Here is a 21,530-nt window from a genome sequence, read left to right as displayed (position 1 = left end):
TGCTATATTTGCGCCCCTGACAGACAGGAGCGTTTCGCTATGACATCCCGACGAGACTGGCAATTACAGCAACTGGGCATTACCCAGTGGTCGCTGCGTCGCCCTGGCGCGCTACAGGGGGAAATCGCGATTTCCCTTCCTGCGCACGTTCGTCTGGTGGTCGTGGCGGAAGAATTACCGGCGCTGACCGAACCCTTGATGAGCGATATTTTGCGCGCATTGACCGTCAGTCCCGACCAGGTATTACCGTTGACGCCTGACCGCGTCGCCATGCTGCCGGAAGGCAGCCGGTGCAACAGCTGGCGGCTGGGTACTGAAGAGCCTTTGCTGCTGGAAGGCGCTCAGGTGACAAGTCCTGCGTTTAATGAATTACGGGCAAACCCAACGGCACGCGCCGCACTATGGCAACAAATTTGCGCATATGAACACGATTTCTTCCCTCAATCCGACTGATTTACCTGCTGCGTTTCTGATTGAAAAACGCGCCCATGCGTTTCCGTGGAGTGAAAAAACCTTTGCCAGCAATCAGGGCGAACGTTACCTCAACTATCAACTGACGGTCGGCGGAAAGATGGCGGCGTTCGCGATTACGCAGGTGGTGCTGGATGAGGCGACGCTGTTCAATATTGCGGTCGATCCAGATTTTCAGCGTCGGGGGCTGGGGCGAGAACTGCTGGAACATCTGATTGATGAACTGGAAAAACGCGGCGTCCTGACGTTATGGCTGGAGGTGCGCGCCTCAAATGCCGCCGCCATCGCACTCTATGAAAGTTTAGGTTTTAATGAGGCAACGGTGCGCCGTAATTACTACCCGACGGCTGACGGGCGTGAGGACGCGATAATCATGGCATTGCCAATCAGTATGTAAGACAAGGTGGAATGATGAAGTGGGACTGGATTTTCTTTGATGCCGACGAAACGCTATTTACATTTGACTCGTTTACCGGCTTACAGCGGATGTTTCTCGACTATAGCGTCACCTTTACCGCTGAAGATTTTCAGGACTACCAGGCCGTCAATAAACCGCTGTGGGTGGATTATCAGAACGGCGCTATCACTTCGCTTCAGCTTCAGCGCCAGCGCTTTGTCGGCTGGGGCGAGCAGCTGAACGTCCCGCCTGAAGAGTTAAATGATGCGTTTATGAATGCTATGGCGGAGATTTGCGCACCGCTGCCGGGCGCAGTTTCGCTGGTTAACGCCCTGCACGGTAAGGTGAAGATGGGCATCATCACCAACGGATTCACCTCATTGCAGCAAATTCGCCTTGAACGAACAGGGCTTCGCGATCGTTTTGATCTGCTGGTTATTTCTGAAGAAGTGGGCGTGGCGAAGCCCGATCCGCGCATCTTTGATTACGCGCTGGAGCAGGCGGGCAGCCCTGACCGCTCTCGCGTGTTAATGGTCGGCGATACCGCAGAGTCTGATATTCTCGGCGGCATTAACGCCGGGCTTTCCACCTGCTGGCTGAATGCGCACCATCGCGAGCAGCCTGCGGGCATTGAACCGACCTGGACCGTGGCGTCATTAAGCGAACTGGAGCAACTCCTGTGTAAACACTGATTGCCTCCCCCCCGTTGATGGGTAAAATAGCCGCAATTTTTCGTATTCAACATGCGTGGTCAGACGCCGCGCTTACTCAAGAAGATTGAACTATGACGTTGTCTCCTTATTTGCAAGAGGTGGCTAAGCGCCGCACTTTTGCCATTATTTCTCACCCGGATGCCGGTAAAACCACTATCACTGAGAAGGTATTGCTGTTCGGACAGGCTATCCAGACTGCCGGGACGGTAAAAGGCCGTGGCTCCAGCCAGCATGCAAAATCTGACTGGATGGAAATGGAAAAGCAGCGTGGTATTTCTATTACCACGTCGGTAATGCAGTTCCCGTATCATGATTGCCTGGTCAACCTGCTGGACACCCCCGGGCACGAAGACTTCTCGGAAGATACCTACCGCACGCTGACGGCGGTGGACTGCTGTCTGATGGTGATTGACGCGGCAAAAGGTGTCGAAGATCGTACCCGTAAGCTGATGGAAGTAACCCGCCTGCGCGATACGCCGATCCTCACCTTTATGAACAAACTCGACCGTGACATCCGCGACCCGATGGAGCTGCTGGATGAAGTTGAGAACGAGCTGAAAATCGGCTGTGCGCCGATCACCTGGCCGATTGGCTGCGGTAAGTTGTTCAAAGGCGTCTATCACCTTTATAAAGACGAAACTTACCTGTACCAGACCGGTAAAGGCCACACTATCCAGGAAGTGCGCATTGTAAAAGGTCTGGATAACCCGGAACTTGACGCTGCCGTAGGGGAAGACCTGGCGCAGCAGCTGCGCGACGAGCTGGAACTGGTGCAGGGCGCGTCCAACGAGTTCGACCATGAGCTGTTCCTGGCAGGTGAAATCACCCCGGTCTTCTTTGGTACAGCGCTGGGTAACTTCGGCGTTGACCATATGCTGGATGGCCTGGTGGAGTGGGCGCCTGCGCCGATGCCGCGCCAGACCGATACCCGTACGGTAGAAGCGAAAGAAGAGAAGTTCACCGGTTTCGTGTTTAAGATTCAGGCCAATATGGACCCAAAACACCGCGACCGCGTGGCGTTTATGCGAGTGGTCTCCGGTAAGTACGAGAAAGGCATGAAAATGCGCCAGGTACGTATCGGCAAAGACGTGGTGATTTCTGATGCGCTGACCTTTATGGCGGGCGACCGTTCTCACGTGGAAGAGGCGTATCCGGGCGATATTCTGGGCCTGCACAACCACGGCACCATTCAGATTGGCGACACCTTCACTCAGGGCGAAATGATGAAGTTCACCGGTATTCCGAACTTCGCGCCGGAGCTGTTCCGTCGTATCCGCCTGAAAGATCCGCTGAAGCAAAAACAGCTGCTGAAAGGGCTGGTTCAGCTGTCTGAAGAAGGCGCGGTACAGGTGTTCCGTCCGATCGCCAACAACGATCTGATCGTGGGCGCCGTCGGTGTGTTGCAGTTCGACGTGGTGGTTGCCCGTCTGAAGAGCGAATACAACGTTGAGGCTATCTATGAGTCCGTCAACGTCGCCACCGCACGCTGGGTTGAATGTACTGACGCGAAGAAATTTGAAGAGTTCAAGCGTAAGAACGAAGTACAACTGGCGCTGGATGGCGGTGATAACCTCACCTATATCGCACCGACAATGGTTAACCTGAACCTGACGCAGGAACGCTATCCTGACGTTCAGTTCCGCAAAACGCGCGAGCACTAATTGTCCCTCCAGGGTGCGTCATCCGGCGCGCCCTGTTACTTTCCCTGCCTTTTTAACCGCTTGCGGAATGTTCTTAAATCCCTCAGTTTTTCTTATGGTTGCTTGTTTTTTAAGCGTATCAGCAAGCGATTTTGCGATTGTGATCTATATTTAACAAAGTGATGACATAAATGACGACTTTTAACACTGTTCAATGCGTGAATACTGGTTGTTAAGGCCGTCATTTATCTTGTCTGCGATATTAATAACTGAATAAAGATGGGATTAGCGCCGCGATTCTGCATAAGTATGTTGATTGTGACGGCTGCCATCCATACAGGAATGAATCGATGACGACGACAAGACTGAAGATTTCTAAAACTCTCCTGGCCGTAATGTTGACCTCCGCTGTCGCGACCGGTTCTGCATTTGCGGAAACCTCTACGCTGGATAAGGCACAGTCCAGCGCAGAAAGCGCGGGACAGAAAGTCGATAGCTCTATGAATAAAGTCGGTAACTTCATGGATGACAGCGCCATCACCGCAAAAGTGAAAGCGGCGTTGGTGGATCATGAAAGTATTAAGAGCACCGATATCTCGGTCAAAACCGATAACAAAGTGGTGACATTAAGCGGCTTTGTTGAAAGCCAGGCTCAGGCTGAAGAAGCCGTGAAAGTGGCGGAAGGCGTTGAGGGTGTGACCTCCGTCAGCGACAAACTGCATGTTCGCGACAGCAAGTCCGGCACGATGAAAGGCTATGCCGGGGATACGGCCACTACCAGCGAGATCAAAGCGAAACTGTTGGCGGATGACATCGTGCCTTCCCGCAAAGTGAAAGTCGAAACCACCGACGGCGTGGTGCAGCTCTCAGGAACCGTAGATTCTCAGGCGCAAATCGACCGTGCTGAAAGTATCGCAAAAGCGGTTGATGGTGTGAAAAGCGTCAAAAATGACCTGAAAACTCAGTAATTCGTCTTAATTCGCCCTCCCGACGTTTGTCGGGAGGCGCAATGTACACCACACTAAAAATATCGCGAATGAGCAACCTGAACGCTCATATCAAGCGGTCGACATTAACTATGGTAAAGGAGAAGCTTATGTTTCGTTGGGGCATTATATTTCTGGTTATCGCGTTAATTGCCGCCGCTCTGGGTTTTGGTGGACTGGCAGGCACCGCGGCTAGCGCAGCGAAAATTGTCTTCGTCGTCGGGATTGTCCTGTTCCTGATCAGCCTGTTTATGGGCCGTAAACGACCCTAGCACGTCACCCGTAATACCCATGATTCATGCTAAGCCAGTCCATCGGACTGGCTTTTACGGTTTTAGCTATCGCGAATTTGCGTTACTTTGTCATTCTATAAAATAAAACACAGGAAGGCAGAGGTGGGGCAGCGAATACCCGTGACGCTCGGCAATATTGCGCCATTATCATTAAACGCGTTCCGACCAGGCCGAATGGCTCTGGTGTGCGAGGGCGGAGGGCAGCGGGGAATCTTTACCGCTGGCGTGCTGGATGAGTTTATGCGCGCGAAGTTCAACCCATTCGACCTCTACCTCGGCACCTCTGCCGGGGCGCAAAACCTTTCCGCCTATCTCTGTAACCAGCCCGGCTATGGGCGCAAAGTTATTATGCGTTACACCACGAAGCGGGAGTTCTTCGATCCGGTGCGTTTTGTTCGCGGGGGGAACCTGATCGATCTCGACTGGCTGGTGGACGCGACATCCGGGCAGATGCCGCTGGCGATGGACACCGCCGCGCGTCTGTTTGATAGCGGAAAATTCTTCTATATGTGCGCCTGTCGTGGGGATGACTACACGGCGAACTATTTCTCGCCGACGAAGCAAAACTGGCTCGATATTATTCGTGCGACCAGCGCGATTCCGGGGTTCTACCGTACAGGCGTGGCGCTGGATGGCATCAATTATCTGGACGGCGGGATCAGCGATGCGATCCCGGTACAGGAGGCGGCAAAGCGTGGCGCGAAAACGATCGTGGTGATCCGCACGGTGCCTTCGCAAATGTACTATACGCCGCAGTGGTTTAAGCGCATGGAGCGCTGGCTGGGGGAGAGCAGTTTGCAGCCGTTGGTGAATCTGGTACAGCACCACGAAACCAGCTATAGCGCCATTCAGCGTTTTATTGAGAAGCCGCCGGGTAAGCTGCGTATCATTGAAATCTACCCGCCGAAACCGCTGCAAAGCATGGCGTTGGGCAGCCGTCTTCCTGCGCTGCGCGAAGATTACAAAATTGGACGCCTGTGCGGGCGCTATTTTCTGGCGACGGTGGGGAAACTGCTGACGGAGAAACCGCCGCTCTCCCGCCACACGCCGAAGATTGTCATTCCTGGCCCGGTGGTGGTGCCTCCGGCGGCGGTGGCCAACGATATGCACGTAGCAACGGTCAGCGGCGCGGCGCAGGCCAACGACACTACCTTCAATAATGAGGATCTGGCGTGAGTTGCCGATTTATCGACACGCATTGTCATTTTGATTTTCCGCCTTTCACCGGCGATGAAGCGGCCAGCATTCAGCGTGCCGCTGACGCGGGGGTCGGCAAAATCATTGTTCCGGCGACGGCTGCGGCCTGTTTTTCACGCGTGCTGGCGCTGGCGGAACGCTTCCCGCCGCTGTTCGCGGCGCTGGGGCTGCACCCTGTGTTTATTGAGCAGCACGCAGATGACAGTCTGGATCGCCTGCAACAGGCGCTGGATCAACGCCCGCAGAAAGTCGTGGCGGTAGGGGAGATCGGGCTGGATCTTTACCGCGATAATCCTCAGTTCGATGAGCAAGAGCGACTCCTGGAGGCGCAGCTTAAACTGGCGAAACGCTACGATCTGCCGGTGATCCTTCACTCGCGTCGCACCCATGACAAGCTGGCGATGCATCTCAAACGCCACGCCCTGGCGCGAACCGGGGTGGTACACGGTTTTTCCGGCAGTCTGCAACAGGCGGAACGCTTTGTTCAGTTAGGCTACAAAATTGGCGTTGGCGGCACGATTACTTATCCGCGCGCCAGTAAAACGCGTGATGTGATGGCGCAACTGCCGCTGGACGCATTGCTGCTGGAGACCGACGCGCCGGATATGCCGCTAAATGGTTTTCAGGGGCAGCCAAACCGCCCGGAGCAGGCGGCACGGGTATTCAGCGAGCTGTGCGCGCTACGCGATGAACCCTCTGAGGTGATAGCCGAAACGCTGTATCGCAATACGACGGCGTTATTTCGTCTCTGATTGCCGGATGCGACGCAAAAGCGTCTTATCCGGCCTACGGGCCGACATCATTTGTGGGCCGGATAAGGCGGCCAACGGGTCGACATCATTTGTAGGCCGGATAAGGCGCAGCCGCCATCCGGCGATTCATAAATATAAAGCTGGGAAAATCAGGTTATGCACCCCGTGCGCCCATAATGCGTTTGCCAGTTGTTGCACGTCGTCAGGCGTTGCGCCCGGCCACGCTTTTGCTTCGCCATACACCCCATGTGCATGGAAAGCGTTTAACCGGACGGGAATATCGCCCAGACGGGAGACAAACGCGGCCAGCGGCGCTATCTGTTGCAGGTAATCCACCTGACCAGGAATCACCAGCAGCCGTAGCTCGGCCAGCTTGCCATGCTCCGCCAATATCCTGATGCTGTGCTTGATCTGCGCGTTATCCCGCCCGGTAAGACGCTGATGGCAGGCGCTATCCCAGGCTTTTAGATCGAGCATCGCGCCATCACAAACGGGCAGCAGTTTCTGCCAGCCGGTTTCGCTCAACAGGCCATTGCTGTCGACCAGACACGTCAGCGTACACAGTTGCGGATCGGCCTTGATCGCGGCAAACAGCGCGCAAATAAACGGTAACTGGGTGGTGGCTTCGCCCCCGCTGACGGTGATGCCTTCAATAAATGGCGATGCCTTACGGATATGGCCCAGCACTTCATCGACGCTCATCGTCTGCGCCATCGGCGTGGCCTGCTGCGGGCACATCCGTAAACAGGTATCGCACTGCTCGCAGACGTCAGCCTGCCACACCACTTTCCCCGCGCTGAAGCCCAGCGCCTGATGAGGGCACTGGGGAACGCACTCACCGCAGTCGTTGCAGCGCCCGATCGTCCACGGATTATGGCAATTCTTACAGCGCAGATTGCACCCTTGTAAGAACAGGGCCAGACGACTGCCGGGGCCGTCCACGCAGGAGAACGGTATGATTTTACTGACTAAACACTTCATCCTTCGAACTGCCTCTTTGTTGGCTGCACTTATTCACCCCAGTCACGTACTACGTGTACGCTCCTGGGGATTCATTCGCTTGCCGCCTCGATGCCTCTCGAATGATTTTGCGTTAGGAAGCGCATCTGCTGTTCATGACTTATTACGCGTGCTTGTCGTTCCAGAATGCGCGTATTGCGCGCGGCTTCTTCCCCCAGCCAGGTGGTGTTTGTTCGCGATCCTTCGGCGCGATATTTTTCCAGATCCGACAGGCGCACCATATACCCGGTAACGCGCACCAGATCGTTGCCGCTGACGTTGGCGGTAAACTCACGCATGCCGGCCTTGAACGCGCCCAGACAAAGCTGCACCAGCGCCTGAGGATTCCGCTTGATGGTTTCGTCCAGCGTCAGGATGTCGCTGATCCCGGCATGGTAGTGCGCATGATGGGGGGCGACGGTTTGCAGGTGGGTAATGGGGTCAGGTTCATCGCCGTACGGTAAACGCGCGCCCGGCGTCGTACCGATATCGGAGCTGATGCCTGACTGGGCATGCAGCATCGCCCGCTGTTTCCAGCCATGCTTAACGGGCGTGTTTGCGACGAAATCGGCCAACTGCTCGCTGATGCGATAGCCCAGCGCATTGGCCGCGTCGTCTTTCCCGTAGCGCGCGTTCATCCCCGCGTTTTCACACAGCAGGTTTACCGCTTCGGCCAGGCCATACATCCCAAACATCGGTACAAAACGTCCGGGATCAAGCAACCCTTCCTGCACCAGGAAGCTATTCTCAAAGAAATGTGATTGTTCATAGAGGAAGTCACATCGGGCATCAATGATGGCGATTTGCTGCTGGCAGTAGTGCGGTAGCGTGCGCGTAAAGAAGTCATCGACAGAGGTGCTGCGCTCTGCAACGGCTTTCAGATTGATCCTGACCAGCGTGCTGCCGCCGCCCGCAAGCGGCAGAGAGTTGTAACAACTGACGACGCCATATTGACCTTTTGTGAAAATTTTATCATTTACCGGGCCATTAGAAATATGCGGTTTGCTGCATTCACAAATGTTTTTAGCGACATCAAGCAGTAAATCATCCGGTGTGATATCGGGATCGTAGATAAACGTCAGGTTAGGTGAAACCTGCTTTAACTCAGCGTCGGCACGTAAAATAGCGCGGGTGACAGGCGTGTCGGCCGGGCCAATATTGGCATGCATAAAGGCGTCCGGCAGCGTTCTGTCGAGATAGCGCCAGAAACGTTTTATTCGAATATCGATCTCGTCTTGTGTTAGAATTTTAACATACGGCTGCAACAGCGCATCCAGTTGCCCCAGATAGACCGGCATCGATGTTACGGAAGGAACGTGATGGTAGAGGATGGTCAGCAAAGATAGTGCGTCATCCAGATCTTTTGCGCCTTCCAGCTCCAGCCACTGTGAGCCATTAGCCAGAAAACGGGCGTAATCGGGCAAAACATAACGAGGTTTGAACGGGGCATGACCTTCGAACATATCGCAGATAACCCCGTCGTCCAGCGCCTGGCGAGCCTCTGCGGGCAAGGCCGGATAAGGCAAAGCGTTCTCAGCTTCCAGCGCCAGAAAATGACGTTTTTGTTCGGGGCTGAGCACCGGACTGGTCACAATTTGCTGGCAACGATGTTGCAGCGCGGTTTCGCATGAAGTGGGCATCTTCGTTTCCTTTTTGTGCCGAAGGTTAAGCGCCATTGTAGGAAGTTGCGTGATGATGGCTTTTGATCAGGATGCGCCTGTTGCCCACTCGCGAGGCCGGGAAAGGTCATTTATTTGAAGTAGATCTCGTTACAGTAATGCAAATTTGTACGTAGTTTTCATTAACTGTGATGTATATCGAAGTGTAATGGCGAGCGGATGTTAGAATACTAACAAACTCGCAAGGTGAAATTTTATACCGGCGATGAGCCAGGAGAATGTAATGACTGATTTAACCGCAAGCAGCCTGCGTGCGCTGAAACTGATGGACCTGACCACCCTGAATGACGACGACACCAATGAAAAAGTGATCGCGCTGTGTCATCAGGCGAAAACCCCGGTTGGGAATACTGCCGCTATCTGTATCTACCCGCGTTTTATTCCGATTGCGCGTAAAACTCTGAAAGAGCAGGGCACGCCGGATATCCGCATTGCGACCGTCACCAACTTCCCGCACGGTAATGACGACATTGACATCGCGCTGGCAGAAACCCGCGCAGCCATCGCGTACGGCGCGGACGAAGTTGACGTGGTATTCCCGTACCGCGCGCTGATTGCCGGTAACGAGCAGGTGGGCTTCGATCTGGTGAAAGCCTGTAAAGACGCCTGTGCGGCGGCAAACGTGCTGCTGAAAGTGATCATTGAAACCGGTGAGCTGAAAGAAGAAGCGTTAATCCGTAAAGCGTCTGAAATTTCCATCAAAGCCGGTGCGGATTTTATCAAAACCTCTACCGGTAAGGTTCCGGTTAACGCAACGCCGGAAAGCGCACGCATCATGATGGAAGTGATCCGCGATATGGGTGTTTCCAAAACCGTTGGTTTCAAACCGGCTGGCGGCGTGCGTACCGCTGAAGATGCACAGCAGTTCCTGGCCATTGCTGACGAACTGTTTGGCGCTGACTGGGCGGATTCCCGTCACTACCGTTTCGGCGCATCCAGCCTGCTGGCAAGCCTGCTGAAAGCGCTGGGTCACGGGGACGGCAAGAGCGCAAGCAGCTACTAAGCCTTATATTGCCGGAGTTGTAGTGACGTAGGCCGGATAAGGCGCAGCCGCCATCCGGCATCAATACGACTGCCGGGTGGCGCGTTGCTTACCCGGCCTACAATGGCCTTCTACTCTTTTCCCCTGGGGGTTACCGTGTTTCTCGCACAAGAAATTATTCGTAAAAAACGTGATGGTCATCCGTTAAGCGACGAAGAGATCCGCTTCTTTATCAATGGTATTCGTGATAACACCATCTCTGAGGGGCAGATTGCCGCTCTGGCGATGACCATTTTCTTCCACGATATGTCGATGCCTGAGCGTGTGTCGCTGACCATGGCGATGCGAGATTCAGGAACCGTTCTGGACTGGAAGAGTCTCAACCTTAACGGCCCCATCGTTGACAAACACTCCACCGGCGGCGTGGGTGATGTGACTTCGCTGATGCTTGGCCCTATGGTGGCGGCCTGCGGCGGCTACATTCCGATGATCTCCGGGCGCGGCCTCGGTCATACCGGCGGTACGCTCGACAAACTGGAAGCAATCCCGGGATTTGATATTTTCCCGGACGACAACCGTTTCCGCGAAATCATTAAAGACGTGGGTGTGGCGATTATTGGGCAGACCAGTTCGCTCGCACCGGCGGATAAACGTTTTTACGCCACCCGCGACATTACCGCGACGGTGGACTCCATCCCGTTGATCACCGCTTCAATCCTCGCGAAAAAACTGGCGGAAGGGCTGGATGCGCTGGTGATGGACGTGAAAGTAGGCAGCGGCGCCTTTATGCCAACCTATGAACTTTCTGCGGCGCTGGCTGAAGCCATCGTTGGCGTTTCCAACGGTGCAGGCGTGCGCACAACTGCGCTGCTCACCGACATGAACCAGGTGCTGGCCTCCAGCGCCGGTAACGCCGTCGAAGTGCGCGAAGCGGTGCAGTTCCTGACAGGTGAATACCGCAACCCGCGTCTGTTCGACGTCACGATGGCGCTGTGCGTGGAGATGCTGATCTCCGGCAAGCTGGCGAAAGATGACGCTGATGCGCGAGTGAAACTACAGGCGGTGCTGGATAACGGCAAAGCGGCGGAAATCTTTGGTCGCATGGTAGCGGCACAGAAAGGGCCGAGCGATTTCGTGGAAAACTACGCGAAATACCTGCCGACGGCGATGCTCAGCAAAGCTGTCTATGCCGATACTGAAGGTTTTGTATCCGCGATGGACACTCGCGCGTTGGGCATGGCGGTGGTCTCAATGGGCGGCGGTCGTCGCCAGGCGTCGGACACCATTGATTACAGCGTCGGCTTTACCGACATGGCGCGTCTGGGCGACAGCGTTGACGGGCAGCGTCCGTTGGCTGTTATCCACGCCAAAGACGAAGCCAGCTGGCAGGAAGCGGCGAAAGCCGTCAAAGCGGCAATCAGCCTTGACGACAAAGCGCCTGAAATTACATCGACAGTCTATCGTCGTATTACCGAATAGCTGTATACTGATCTGATCGCTTTTTTGCAGCGCAAGATGTATGGAGAACAAGATGAAACGTGCATTTATTATGGTGCTGGACTCCTTTGGTATTGGTGCAACTGAAGATGCGGATCGCTTTGGCGACGTAGGTTCAGATACCCTGGGCCATATTGCAGAAGCCTGCGCCAGGGGCGAGGCCGACAATGGCCGTAAAGGCCCACTGAATTTGCCTAACCTGACCCGCCTGGGTCTGGTGAAAGCGCATGAAGGTTCTACCGGTAAAATTGCTGCGGGTATGGACGGCAATGCGGAAGTGATTGGCGCGTACGCGTGGGCGCACGAGCTCTCTTCCGGTAAAGATACCCCGTCTGGCCACTGGGAAATCGCGGGTGTTCCGGTTCTGTTTGACTGGGGCTACTTCAGCGACCACGAAAACAGCTTCCCGCAGGAACTGCTGGATAAGCTGGTAAAACGTGCCAACCTGCCGGGTTATCTCGGTAACTGTCACTCTTCCGGTACGGTCATTCTGGATCAATTGGGCGAAGAGCATATGAAAACCGGTAAACCGATTTTCTATACCTCCGCTGACTCCGTATTCCAGATCGCCTGCCATGAAGAGACCTTTGGGCTGGATAAACTGTACGAGCTGTGCGAAATCGCCCGTGAAGAGCTGACCGAAGGCGGCTACAACATTGGCCGCGTTATCGCGCGTCCGTTTATCGGCGATAAGGCCGGTAACTTCCAGCGTACCGGCAACCGTCACGATCTGGCCGTTGAACCGCCAGCGCCGACCATCTTGCAGAAACTGGTCGACGAGAAAAAAGGGCATGTGGTTTCCGTCGGTAAGATTGCGGATATCTACGCCAACTGCGGCATCACCAAAAAAGTGAAAGCCACCGGCCTGGACGCGCTGTTCGACGCCACCCTTAAAGAGATGAAAGAAGCGGGCGACGAGACGATCGTCTTTACCAACTTTGTTGATTTCGACTCATCCTGGGGGCATCGCCGCGACGTAGCGGGCTATGCTGCGGGTCTGGAGCTGTTTGACCGTCGTCTGCCGGAACTGATGGAACTGGTCGGTGAAGATGACATTCTGATCCTGACCGCCGACCACGGTTGCGACCCGACCTGGACCGGTACGGACCATACTCGCGAGCACATTCCGGTGCTGATTTATGGCCCGAAAGTGAAAGCGGGCTCGCTCGGTCACCGTGAAACCTTCGCGGATATCGGTCAGACGCTGGCAACGTACTTCGGTACGTCGCCGATGGACTACGGCAAAAACATGCTGTGATGCAATTGCCCGGTGGCGCAAGCTTACCGGGCCTACGGTTTTGTAGGCCTGATAAGGCGTAGCCGCCATCAGGCAATAACAACGAGATAAGGATAAAAGATGGCAACTCCACATATTAACGCAGAAATGGGTGATTTCGCTGACGTCGTTTTGATGCCGGGCGACCCGCTGCGTGCGAAGCACATTGCTGAAACTTTCCTTGAAGACGTGCGTGAAGTGAACAACGTTCGCGGCATGTTAGGTTTCACCGGGACGTACAAAGGCCGTAAGATCTCAGTCATGGGTCACGGTATGGGTATCCCGTCCTGCTCCATCTATACCAAAGAGCTGATCACCGATTTCGGCGTGAAGAAAATCATTCGTGTCGGTTCCTGCGGTGCGGTACGCAACGATGTGAAACTGCGCGATGTGGTGATTGGTATGGGTGCCTGCACCGATTCCAAAGTTAACCGTATCCGCTTCAAGGATCATGATTTTGCGGCGATCGCTGACTTTGACATGGTGCGCAACGCGGTAGACGCGGCGAAAGCGCTGGGAGTTGACGCACGCGTGGGCAACCTGTTCTCCGCCGATCTGTTCTATTCTCCTGACGGCGAAATGTTCGACGTGATGGAAAAATACGGCATCCTGGGCGTGGAAATGGAAGCGGCGGGTATCTACGGCGTAGCGGCTGAGTTTGGTGCGAAAGCGCTGACCATCTGCACCGTGTCTGACCATATCCGTACTCACGAGCAGACCACTGCTGCTGAACGTCAGACGACCTTCAACGACATGATCAAAATCGCGCTGGAATCTGTTCTGCTGGGCGATAAAGAGTAAAAAAAGAAGGGGCAGTTTGCCCCTTTTTCCTGCCTGTTTATTTACCGCCCTTTGGCGATTAATGCGTTAGCAATTCCCAGCTTAAATTACTCTCCATCTCAGTATTGTCGCTGACGTTACGGAACTGCTTTTCGTTCAGCACTGGCGTTAGCGTTAACGTAAAGTTCAACTGCTGCCCGCGCGCGGCTTCATTGTTCTCGATAGCGATAATGGCTTCATTATTGTGCAGCAGCTGTGTATCGGCATGGCCGTCTGCGGGAATGAACTCATTGCGATCGGTTGTTTTCCCGATCATATAGCTGCGGCCATCCAGTATCATTTGGCTGGCTTTCAACGCCAGCCCCCCGCCGTTACCGAAAAGAAATCGCCCTTGTGGGCCCGCGGCGCCATGTACAAATAGCGCCATCACCTGTGGTTGCGGGCAATAGATGCTGACATTGATATCGCGCGAGGGCATTTTAAACCAGTTTTGCTGTGAGCCGACGTTGTCATTTCGCTGCATCGGGGGAAAGGCTACGGTAGCGCGAGAGAGTGATACCTGGCAGTTCTCGTCTGCCCATGCCATGCGTGATCCCAGCGCTGCTAACGTACATAATGCAATGATCCACTTTCCGTATGACTTCATTGGCAAATACCCTCCGCCGTTTCGTAAAACGCCTCTTTATTCTGCACATTGCTTAATGTGTAAGTGATTTTGCAGATACGGTTCATATTGTCATCAACGCTATAGAGCGTTGGCGTTTCGTCAATATTGCTAATAAAGACGCGGCCGCTGTCCACTGCGCTGACCAGGTAGTTTCCTTTTTCATCAACAACAGACGTGCCTTTAGGAAGCCAGGATCCATCCTGCTGTTTTATCTTCAGCATGACGCGACGGGTGTTTAGCACGTTAAAATCCAGGTCGCTGACGGTGGCATGAGCGGGCACCAGTAGCTTTGTTCCATTAGCCAGATCCATATTTTTGGGCAGCGTATTTGCATTCACCTCAATACGTGACTTACGCCACTCCGTCAGTCCAGGCACCACGGCCTGCCCCCAGAAATCTGTCCAGACCGGGCCTTGCGGTGTTGCGATTTCGATGCCGCTTTCCGGTTCGCTCAGGTGGGCAATACCAAAGGTATCTTTAATGGTATAGGGGGAGAAGGTTACCCCCTGGCGATGCAGGGCAATGCCGCCCGACAGCATTGCGCTGTAGGTACGCTGATCGTCATTGTTGGTTGTTGCGCCAACGCTCATCTGCGTGTAGTGCAGGTTGCTGTTGATGTTGCCGTTGAGGGTGTTGAGATCGTTTCCGATATCGCGATCCGCCGAAACGGAATAGCTGGTATTGTCGCTGAGAGGGCCACTGCTGCGTAAGCCATATGTCGTTCGGTCGCCCTGATTACGCATATATGCGTTAATCGACTGCGACTGGAAAGGAATGTTGAGGTTGATGTAAAACACATCATCGTCATAGTTGTCATCGTTGATGTCGTCATTATCGTTATCGTTGCTAACAGAGTGCTGCCAGTTCACGTTTATTGACGCGTATTTAAATGTTTTTCCCCATGAAAGACTCACGTAACTGGAGTCTTCATAATCATCCGTGGCCTGATTATAGCTATAGGCTAACGAGAAGGTTCCTGCTGTTCTGCCGCTCCAGTTCACATTGGCGCTATAGCTGCTTTGATAGCTTGCGCTGTCGTCGTCCATCGCCTCGGACAACTCACGATAGTCGTCAGAATAACGTGCGGTGCTGACCCCAACAGAGACATGGCCGGGAAGCGTCAGCTGGTTTTGAATTTCCGCCTTTATACCGCTGCGCGTATCACCGAAGGATTCGCGGCTGCCCAGCAGACTGGCAAATACTTGCCATTTCTCGTTTGAACTCCACTCCAGCATTGCACCGCTTGCCTGATAATCCTCGGCAAGAACCCCTGCCGCCAGTAAACTTGTTTGTGGGGTAAGGCGCCAGCCGTCTGAAATGTTATATACCCAGGGGTCGCTGTAATCGCTGTCGACGTTGCGCACCTGGCCTACTGACATCATAAGCCCTTGTGGTCGCGGAAGGCCGTTCAGGTTGATTGAGGAGGCAGGTACGATGAAACTGGTTGTGACGTTGTCGGTTTCGACGATGCTGACCTGAAGATCGGCGTTATTTAACAGGATAGGGACATTGTCCAGCCTGAATGCCCCCGCGTTTACCAGCGTGGAATAAACAAGCTGCCCCGCCTGGCGGACTTCTACTCGCGCCTGGTTCGTGCGGGCAATCCCCGTCACGGTGACGCCTGAATTATCAGAGGTCATGCTGGACTCGGGGAGTAACTGAATGCCGCTGAGGGATGTTCCAGAAAACAGCGCCGATCTGGAGCTGATCTGCCCAACCTGGACACGCATCTGTTGCGCTTCAAAAACGTGTTCGCCATAAGTGAATAAATTTTTAGCGCTGCGATCGCCGTCAGAGTCCAGCAGAAAATAGCGGCTGCGCAATGCCCAGTTGGCCAGATTGGCGCCCGCTTCGAGATCGCCCTGCGTGTAGTTATGGCTGTCGCCGCCGTTGTATTCATTTCGCGTGGAAAACAGGCTGTAGTTGAGCAGCCCGGCGCTGCCGCCGTGGCTATAGTTTTTCTCCCGGGACGCGCTATTTTCCAGTGCGTCGGGCGGGACAGTTAACTCCAGCATCTCCTTACCGGGAAGGGACTTTATGACGGCGGAGGGATAATCTTTTTGCAGGTCATGACAGTGTTCTTGCAGGGAGATCCCCAGAGGACGTAGCCCGATCGCTGTCAGAAAATCGTCATCTACGCAGAGTTGCCCTTGTTCGTCAAATTTGGCGCCCAGCGAACCTTTTTCTGACCCGTTTACGTTGATTAGAACGCTATGTACACCGGGCAAAAAACGCGGCTCTTCTGCGAAGTAATTTGCGATATTTTTACTGATGCCGCGCGTATTGAGTATATCGGTACTGAACGTTACCTCACGGGCTAACGCCGTTGAGGTTAATAACGTACATGAATATAACGCGATCTGAATATGGCGAGACAGCAGGTTGATTCCTTTCATATACACTTACTTTGTCCCCGTTTTTTATTGATTATGGTGTTAACGGCGCAGTGAAATTGGGTATGTCGATGCCGTAGCGGCTGGCCGGGAAGAAGCGTACAGATTGATCGGAAATGATGGATTTCTTGACGGTTACATCCAGAACTTCTCCGGGTAAAATATAGGTTTTTGCGATTTCCCCGGCCGTTTGCGAAGGTAAAAAAATCACCTGTTGCGCCAGGCGCACCACATAGGCGGAAGGGTTGCTGACTTTAATATGCTGCCCGGAGCCGGACCATTTCAGCAGTTTCCACGCATCGGTGACGACCGGTAAATTTTTGGGGCGAATTAATACCGGCAGATCCTGACGCAGATTGAAGTTAACTTTCATTGCGCCTTTAGACACGCCTGATGGTGGGATGCCTTCAAAGGTGACGCGTTTATAGTGCTCTTTGGTTAGCGGGGCGCTGCTTTCCATAATAAAGCGGACCTGCTGTTCCTGACCGGGTTCCACGCGTACGACGGGCTGGGTGACGTTGACGGTGATGCCACTGTCATCTTTTACATCTTCTATTGTGGTGTACAGCAACATCGGAACCGTATCGCTGTTTTTGACATTTATCGTTCCGCCATTATGGCTTTCTTCAATAACCAGTAGCGTGGAGGCGGGAACCATTCCTGCCGCATAAGCCTGAGATAAAGGTAAACAGAGAAGCGTGGCGGCAAATATATACGCTTTAACGGTACAAGATTTGTCAGACATTATTGTAATTCCTTCTATTGGAAAAACTCCCCACCCATCCATGTAGGGAGTTGTTGTACAGATATGATTAATAACGATGTGATTAGATATATCTCAGGGTAATGGTGGCGGAACCTGAAATATCGGTATCATCGCTAATGGCCAGTTTGGTGGTATTATCTACAGCCAGAGAAACCTTAAGCGGATAAGTTGCATTGCTATAGGCTGCTGGTTCCAGCGTGCCTTTGGCGCCGACGGTGATGATATCCTGCGTCCCTTCCTGGTTCCGAAAAGAAGTTGCCGTTGTCGCCTTAGCCCACGAACCCATACTTGCGGCGGCGCCTATAATATAGTCAACGTCAAAGGTGTCTTCGCCATTGACGGCTTGCGCGCTTGCTGCCTTGGCAGAATCGATGGATACGGCATAGGCGCCAATGTTGACATTGCCTGCTGTTTTACCTACGCCGAATGAGACTCCTTTACCTTTAATGATGCCGGTTATCCAGATCTCTGCGTTGCTATCCGCTTTGTTATCGGTCAGCGTCCAGCCTACTTTTGTGGCGCTGGGGCACTCGATGACCAGATCGGTGTCTTTCGTGGCGATATCGTTGACGGCCGTTGAGCTAAGGTCGCTGATCAGATGCGAGCCGAAATCAAGTGCGTTGCCGCCGTTGACAGTCGCGGTACAGCCACCGACCAGCAGTTTCCCCGTTACGCGCAGTTCAGTAGTGGAGCCATCGGCCGCCCATGCGTTAGACATGGTCAGTGCCGCGATTGCGGTGGCAAGAAGTGCTTTTTTCATTTGTTGATCCTTAACTTGAATTGTGTGATGGTACGAAAAGGCATGTTACTTGCCTTCTGAATACGTTTTATATCAACCAGATAGCTATGGAATATGGTTGGGATAGAGTTATATTCCAGAAGTAATATATTATCTGGACACAGCAGACAGTGGTTTTAGTTTTATTTAAAACTGATTTCTGGTGATCTTTGTTATTTTTTGTTTTAGAGTTGCTGCTATTTTGTATGCGGTTGGAATATGGCGAGAGTGTATGTTTATATATTCATGCGGTGAATATTATTGATAAATAATATGCCAGCCTGAGCGTTAATCGGCAGGCTTTTAATGTATTGCTGATGGTTATTGAGAAAATAACGTGCCGCCCTTGTTAAGGGGAAACGGGCACGTCCTGGAGAGGGTTAACGCACCGCCCGCGCAATCCACGCCGACAATTCCCGTAGCTCTTTTTCCTGCTCTGGAAAATCGACTAACAGCGCATCACACTCCTGTTGCAGCATATCCGCACGGTACAGACACCCCTGTAAACGGCCCGCCAGCGCTTCCAGCGGCGCAGGATTAAGGCTGTCGGTAAAAACCTGAGTGCGCGTGATGTGCCCTTTTTCAACGTCGAAGTGCAGTTCAACGCCGCCCCAGATAAAACGTTCGTCCAGAAGATGCGTAAAAGCTGGCGCCTGGCCGAAGTTCCATTCCCAACTGCTCTGGCGAGCGAACGTTTCGGCAAAATTGGGCAGATCCGGCGTTTTATCTGGAGAGATTATTTCGGCTTCCACGCGTTCGCCGTAGTGGCTGAAGAACGCCTCGGTAATGGCGTCGCAGATGTGTTCATGGGTAATGCCAGGCAGCAGTTCGACCAGATTGGCGACGCGCCCGCGTACGGAGGCGATCCCTTTGGCCTGTAATTTTTTCTTATCAGGATTGAGGTAGTTCGCCAGACGGCTGAGATCGGCATTCAACAGCAATGTGCCGTGGTGGAAGCCGCGATCTTTGGTTTCCCGATAGGCGGAGCCGGAAACCTTGCGGTCGCCTTCCGGCGTTTTCACCACCAGATCGTTACGACCGGAAGCCTCTGCGGTAACGCCCAGCGCGTTCAGCGCATTGAGCACTATCGCGGTGGAGATCGTTTTGTCGTACTCCGGCTTCCCGGCCATAAATGTAAAACAGGTATTGCCGAGATCGTGGAACACCGCGCCGCCGCCGCTGCTGCGACGCGCCAGCCGGACATTGTCTTCTTCCATGCGCCGGGTGTTGCACTCTTTCCACGGGTTTTGCGCCCGCCCGATGACGACCGTATCAGCGTTGCGCCACAGGAACAAAACGCGCTGTGTCGCGGGCATCTGGCGAAAAATACACTCTTCAACCGCCAGGTTGAACCAGGGATCGTAAGAGTCAGAGATAAGCAGACGTAATGTCGTCATGGCAGCATTCCTTTTCGTGGTCTCAACTATATTAACGACAAAGCGGCGGCTATCCTATGGTTCTTTCTTCTCGCTCTCTTCCTCTTCCGGTACGGATTTGCTGGCGGTGAGCAGGAAAGGCGATTGCTGCCAGCGCGTGCGTTTGCCCTGTAGCAAGGTGCGCGTGAGCACCACGCCAATTGCCAGTGACAGGAGCAGCATCAGGCGTAAAATGTTGGTGGTGTTATCGACCTGTTTCGCTTCGGTCGCCAGCGTATGCGTATCCAGCGTCAGGCGCAGATAGCCCAGCGGGCCATTTTTACCCTGAATAGGTTCGACAATCTGCTGATTAAAATAGCCGCCCGCTTTTTTACCGTCCAGCGCCAGCCTATCGCGCACATTGACGCTTTCGCCTGCGCGCGTAATGAGATCGCCTTGCTCGTCGTAGACACCGGCATCCAGAATGCGGCTCTCTTCCGTTAGCTGGCGGAGTACGACGGCGATCCGCTTCTCATCCGGCGTTTCGGTGCGCATCAGCGGCGCGATATTTAAGGTCACCTGGCGCGCCAGCGTGCGGGCCAGTTCTTCGAGCTGCGGATTGCGCTGCCGTTGATGGTTTTGACTGAACCAGGACGCCCCCTGCATCAGCCCGACGAGCAGTGCGAGACAGAACAATACAATCACTGCACGATGAAGCCGGAATTTCAGTTTTGCGCGAGCCATATTCCACCTGCTGAAAATTTGAGGCTTAATGTTGCCAGAAGCGATGGTTACAGGGTAGCCTCATGCGTTATTTTCCCCAGGATGATTCCCGACCCGAACGATTTTACAGGAGCTTTAATGCCTAACATTACCTGGTGCGATCTGCCTGAAGATGTTTCTTTGTGGCCTGGTTTACCCCTTTCATTAAGTGGTGACGAGGTGATGCCACTGGATTACCACGCAGGCCGTAGCGGCTGGCTGCTGTACGGTCGCGGGTTGGATAAGCAGCGCTTAACGCAGTACCAGAGCAAGCTGGGCGCGGCGATGGTGATCGTGGCGGCCTGGTGCGTCGAAGATTATCAGGTGATTCGTCTGGCGGGTTCCTTAACGCCGCGCGCGACGAAGCTGGCGCACGGTGCCGGGCTGGACGTCGCGCCGCTGGGCAAAATTCCGCATCTGCGTACGCCAGGCCTGCTGGTTATGGATATGGATTCGACGGCGATTCAGATTGAATGCATCGATGAAATCGCGAAGCTGGCCGGGACGGGCGAAATGGTTGCGGAAGTCACGGAACGCGCGATGCGCGGCGAACTGGATTTTACCGCCAGTTTACGCAGCCGTGTGGCGACGCTGAAAGGCGCGGATGCCGATATTCTGCGCCAGGTGCGCGAGAATTTGCCGTTGATGCCGGGTCTGACGCAACTGGTGCTGAAGCTGGAAACGCTCGGCTGGAAAGTGGCGATCGCCTCCGGCGGGTTTACCTTTTTTGCGGAATACCTGCGTGAAAAGCTGCGTTTAACCACGGTGGTGGCGAACGAGCTGGAGATCATCGACGGGAAATTTACCGGCAATGTCATTGGCGATATCGTCGATGCCCAGTACAAAGCTAACACGCTGACCCGCCTGGCGCAGGAGTATGAAATTCCCGTGGCGCAGACGGTGGCGATTGGCGATGGCGCTAACGATCTGCCGATGATTAAAGCGGCCGGGCTGGGGATTGCGTACCACGCCAAACCGAAAGTGAATGAAAAGACGGAAATCACGATTCGTCACGCTGACCTGATGGGGGTGTTCTGCATTCTCTCCGGCAGTATGAATCAAAAATGATTGAATTGCCCGATGGCGCAGGGCCTACGGGAAAGTGACTGTAGGCCGGATAAGCGCCAGCGCCATCCGGCAACTGCAT

The 21,530-nt window shown here is 54.0% G+C and carries 21 protein-coding genes; 13 read left to right on the top strand and 8 right to left on the bottom strand.

Translation table 11 applies throughout. The annotated features are described in order from the left end of the window. The first annotated feature begins 39 nt into the window (after window positions 1-39). The 8 genes from OGV50_RS14895 (at window position 40) to OGV50_RS14860 (ending at window position 6,449) form a co-directional block, all read left to right on the top strand. The gene (locus OGV50_RS14895) at window positions 40-453 is read left to right on the top strand and encodes a DNA polymerase III subunit psi (RefSeq protein ID WP_024130737.1); all 414 of its coding nucleotides are present in this window, start codon (window positions 40-42) and stop codon (window positions 451-453) included. After that, window positions 422-868 carry a ribosomal protein S18-alanine N-acetyltransferase gene (rimI, locus tag OGV50_RS14890; RefSeq protein WP_012134203.1) on the top strand — a complete coding sequence of 149 codons (447 nt, stop codon included), beginning with the start codon at window positions 422-424 and terminating at the stop codon, window positions 866-868. The genes OGV50_RS14895 and rimI overlap by 32 nt, the downstream gene beginning before the upstream one ends. A gap of 14 nt (window positions 869-882) precedes the next feature. Beyond that, window positions 883-1,560, top strand: coding sequence for a pyrimidine 5'-nucleotidase (yjjG, locus tag OGV50_RS14885; RefSeq protein WP_024130736.1), 678 nt, complete (start codon window positions 883-885; stop codon window positions 1,558-1,560). Window positions 1,561-1,652: 92 nt separating this feature from the next. Beyond that, window positions 1,653-3,242 (top strand): peptide chain release factor 3, encoded by a 1,590-nt coding sequence (prfC, locus tag OGV50_RS14880; RefSeq protein WP_012134201.1) that lies wholly within the window; start codon window positions 1,653-1,655, stop codon window positions 3,240-3,242. A gap of 329 nt (window positions 3,243-3,571) precedes the next feature. Further along, a complete protein-coding gene (gene osmY, locus OGV50_RS14875) occupies window positions 3,572-4,189 on the top strand; it encodes a molecular chaperone OsmY (RefSeq protein ID WP_047459081.1) in 618 nt (205 codons plus the stop codon). Between the two features lie 128 nt (window positions 4,190-4,317). After that, window positions 4,318-4,479 carry a DUF1328 domain-containing protein gene (locus OGV50_RS14870; protein ID WP_047459078.1) on the top strand — a complete coding sequence of 54 codons (162 nt, stop codon included), beginning with the start codon at window positions 4,318-4,320 and terminating at the stop codon, window positions 4,477-4,479. A gap of 123 nt (window positions 4,480-4,602) precedes the next feature. Further along, window positions 4,603-5,676, top strand: coding sequence for a patatin-like phospholipase family protein (locus OGV50_RS14865; protein ID WP_198447342.1), 1,074 nt, complete (start codon window positions 4,603-4,605; stop codon window positions 5,674-5,676). After that, window positions 5,673-6,449 carry a metal-dependent hydrolase gene (locus OGV50_RS14860; RefSeq protein ID WP_049011483.1) on the top strand — a complete coding sequence of 259 codons (777 nt, stop codon included), beginning with the start codon at window positions 5,673-5,675 and terminating at the stop codon, window positions 6,447-6,449. The genes OGV50_RS14865 and OGV50_RS14860 overlap by 4 nt, the downstream gene beginning before the upstream one ends. A gap of 126 nt (window positions 6,450-6,575) precedes the next feature. Here the strand turns inward: OGV50_RS14860 and OGV50_RS14855 are convergent, their stop codons facing one another. Both OGV50_RS14855 and OGV50_RS14850 read right to left on the bottom strand, forming a co-directional pair. Continuing rightward, window positions 6,576-7,430: a YjjW family glycine radical enzyme activase gene (locus OGV50_RS14855; protein ID WP_115182022.1), complete on the bottom strand. Its 855-nt coding sequence runs from the start codon at window positions 7,428-7,430 to the stop codon at window positions 6,576-6,578. Window positions 7,431-7,501: 71 nt separating this feature from the next. Then, the gene (locus OGV50_RS14850) at window positions 7,502-9,088 is read right to left on the bottom strand and encodes a YjjI family glycine radical enzyme (protein ID WP_199971775.1); all 1,587 of its coding nucleotides are present in this window, start codon (window positions 9,086-9,088) and stop codon (window positions 7,502-7,504) included. Between the two features lie 262 nt (window positions 9,089-9,350). On the opposite strand from OGV50_RS14850, the gene deoC reads away from it, so the two are divergent. The 4 genes from deoC to deoD all read left to right on the top strand — a co-directional run bounded on the left by deoC (window position 9,351) and on the right by deoD (window position 13,683). Next, the gene (gene deoC / locus OGV50_RS14845; protein ID WP_024130733.1) at window positions 9,351-10,130 is read left to right on the top strand and encodes a deoxyribose-phosphate aldolase; all 780 of its coding nucleotides are present in this window, start codon (window positions 9,351-9,353) and stop codon (window positions 10,128-10,130) included. 135 nt (window positions 10,131-10,265) lie between these two features. Next, window positions 10,266-11,588, top strand: coding sequence for a thymidine phosphorylase (gene deoA / locus OGV50_RS14840; RefSeq protein WP_047459067.1), 1,323 nt, complete (start codon window positions 10,266-10,268; stop codon window positions 11,586-11,588). A gap of 52 nt (window positions 11,589-11,640) precedes the next feature. Beyond that, window positions 11,641-12,864 carry a phosphopentomutase gene (gene deoB, locus OGV50_RS14835; protein ID WP_024130731.1) on the top strand — a complete coding sequence of 408 codons (1,224 nt, stop codon included), beginning with the start codon at window positions 11,641-11,643 and terminating at the stop codon, window positions 12,862-12,864. A 99-nt stretch (window positions 12,865-12,963) separates the two neighbouring features. Further along, window positions 12,964-13,683: a purine-nucleoside phosphorylase gene (gene deoD / locus OGV50_RS14830; protein ID WP_114847984.1), complete on the top strand. Its 720-nt coding sequence runs from the start codon at window positions 12,964-12,966 to the stop codon at window positions 13,681-13,683. A 58-nt stretch (window positions 13,684-13,741) separates the two neighbouring features. Here deoD and OGV50_RS14825 read toward each other — a convergent pair whose 3' ends face one another. The 6 genes from OGV50_RS14825 to OGV50_RS14800 form a co-directional block, all read right to left on the bottom strand. Further along, window positions 13,742-14,308: a DUF1120 domain-containing protein gene (locus OGV50_RS14825; protein ID WP_047459063.1), complete on the bottom strand. Its 567-nt coding sequence runs from the start codon at window positions 14,306-14,308 to the stop codon at window positions 13,742-13,744. Continuing rightward, entirely contained in the window at window positions 14,305-16,725 is a 2,421-nt protein-coding gene (locus tag OGV50_RS14820) for a fimbrial biogenesis outer membrane usher protein (protein ID WP_115182020.1), read from the bottom strand. The genes OGV50_RS14825 and OGV50_RS14820 overlap by 4 nt, the downstream gene beginning before the upstream one ends. A 31-nt stretch (window positions 16,726-16,756) precedes the next feature. Further along, complete coding sequence (locus tag OGV50_RS14815) at window positions 16,757-17,467, bottom strand: fimbria/pilus chaperone family protein (protein ID WP_047459060.1); 711 nt, start codon at window positions 17,465-17,467, stop codon at window positions 16,757-16,759. Between the two features lie 82 nt (window positions 17,468-17,549). Then, the gene (locus tag OGV50_RS14810) at window positions 17,550-18,248 is read right to left on the bottom strand and encodes a DUF1120 domain-containing protein (RefSeq protein WP_112001213.1); all 699 of its coding nucleotides are present in this window, start codon (window positions 18,246-18,248) and stop codon (window positions 17,550-17,552) included. A gap of 398 nt (window positions 18,249-18,646) precedes the next feature. Continuing rightward, window positions 18,647-19,663, bottom strand: a complete 1,017-nt coding sequence (lplA, locus tag OGV50_RS14805) for a lipoate--protein ligase (protein ID WP_012134186.1) — start codon at window positions 19,661-19,663, stop codon at window positions 18,647-18,649. 54 nt (window positions 19,664-19,717) lie between these two features. Further along, entirely contained in the window at window positions 19,718-20,365 is a 648-nt protein-coding gene (locus tag OGV50_RS14800) for a YtjB family periplasmic protein (protein ID WP_012134185.1), read from the bottom strand. A 117-nt stretch (window positions 20,366-20,482) separates the two neighbouring features. On the opposite strand from OGV50_RS14800, the gene serB reads away from it, so the two are divergent. Then, a complete protein-coding gene (gene serB, locus OGV50_RS14795) occupies window positions 20,483-21,451 on the top strand; it encodes a phosphoserine phosphatase (protein WP_047459052.1) in 969 nt (322 codons plus the stop codon). The last annotated feature ends 79 nt before the right edge of the window (window positions 21,452-21,530 follow it).

Source organism: Citrobacter sp. CK180, from assembly GCF_030333655.1.
Classification (GTDB): Bacteria; Pseudomonadota; Gammaproteobacteria; order Enterobacterales; family Enterobacteriaceae; genus Citrobacter_B; species Citrobacter_B koseri.
This window is presented reverse-complemented; position numbering and strand designations above follow the sequence as displayed.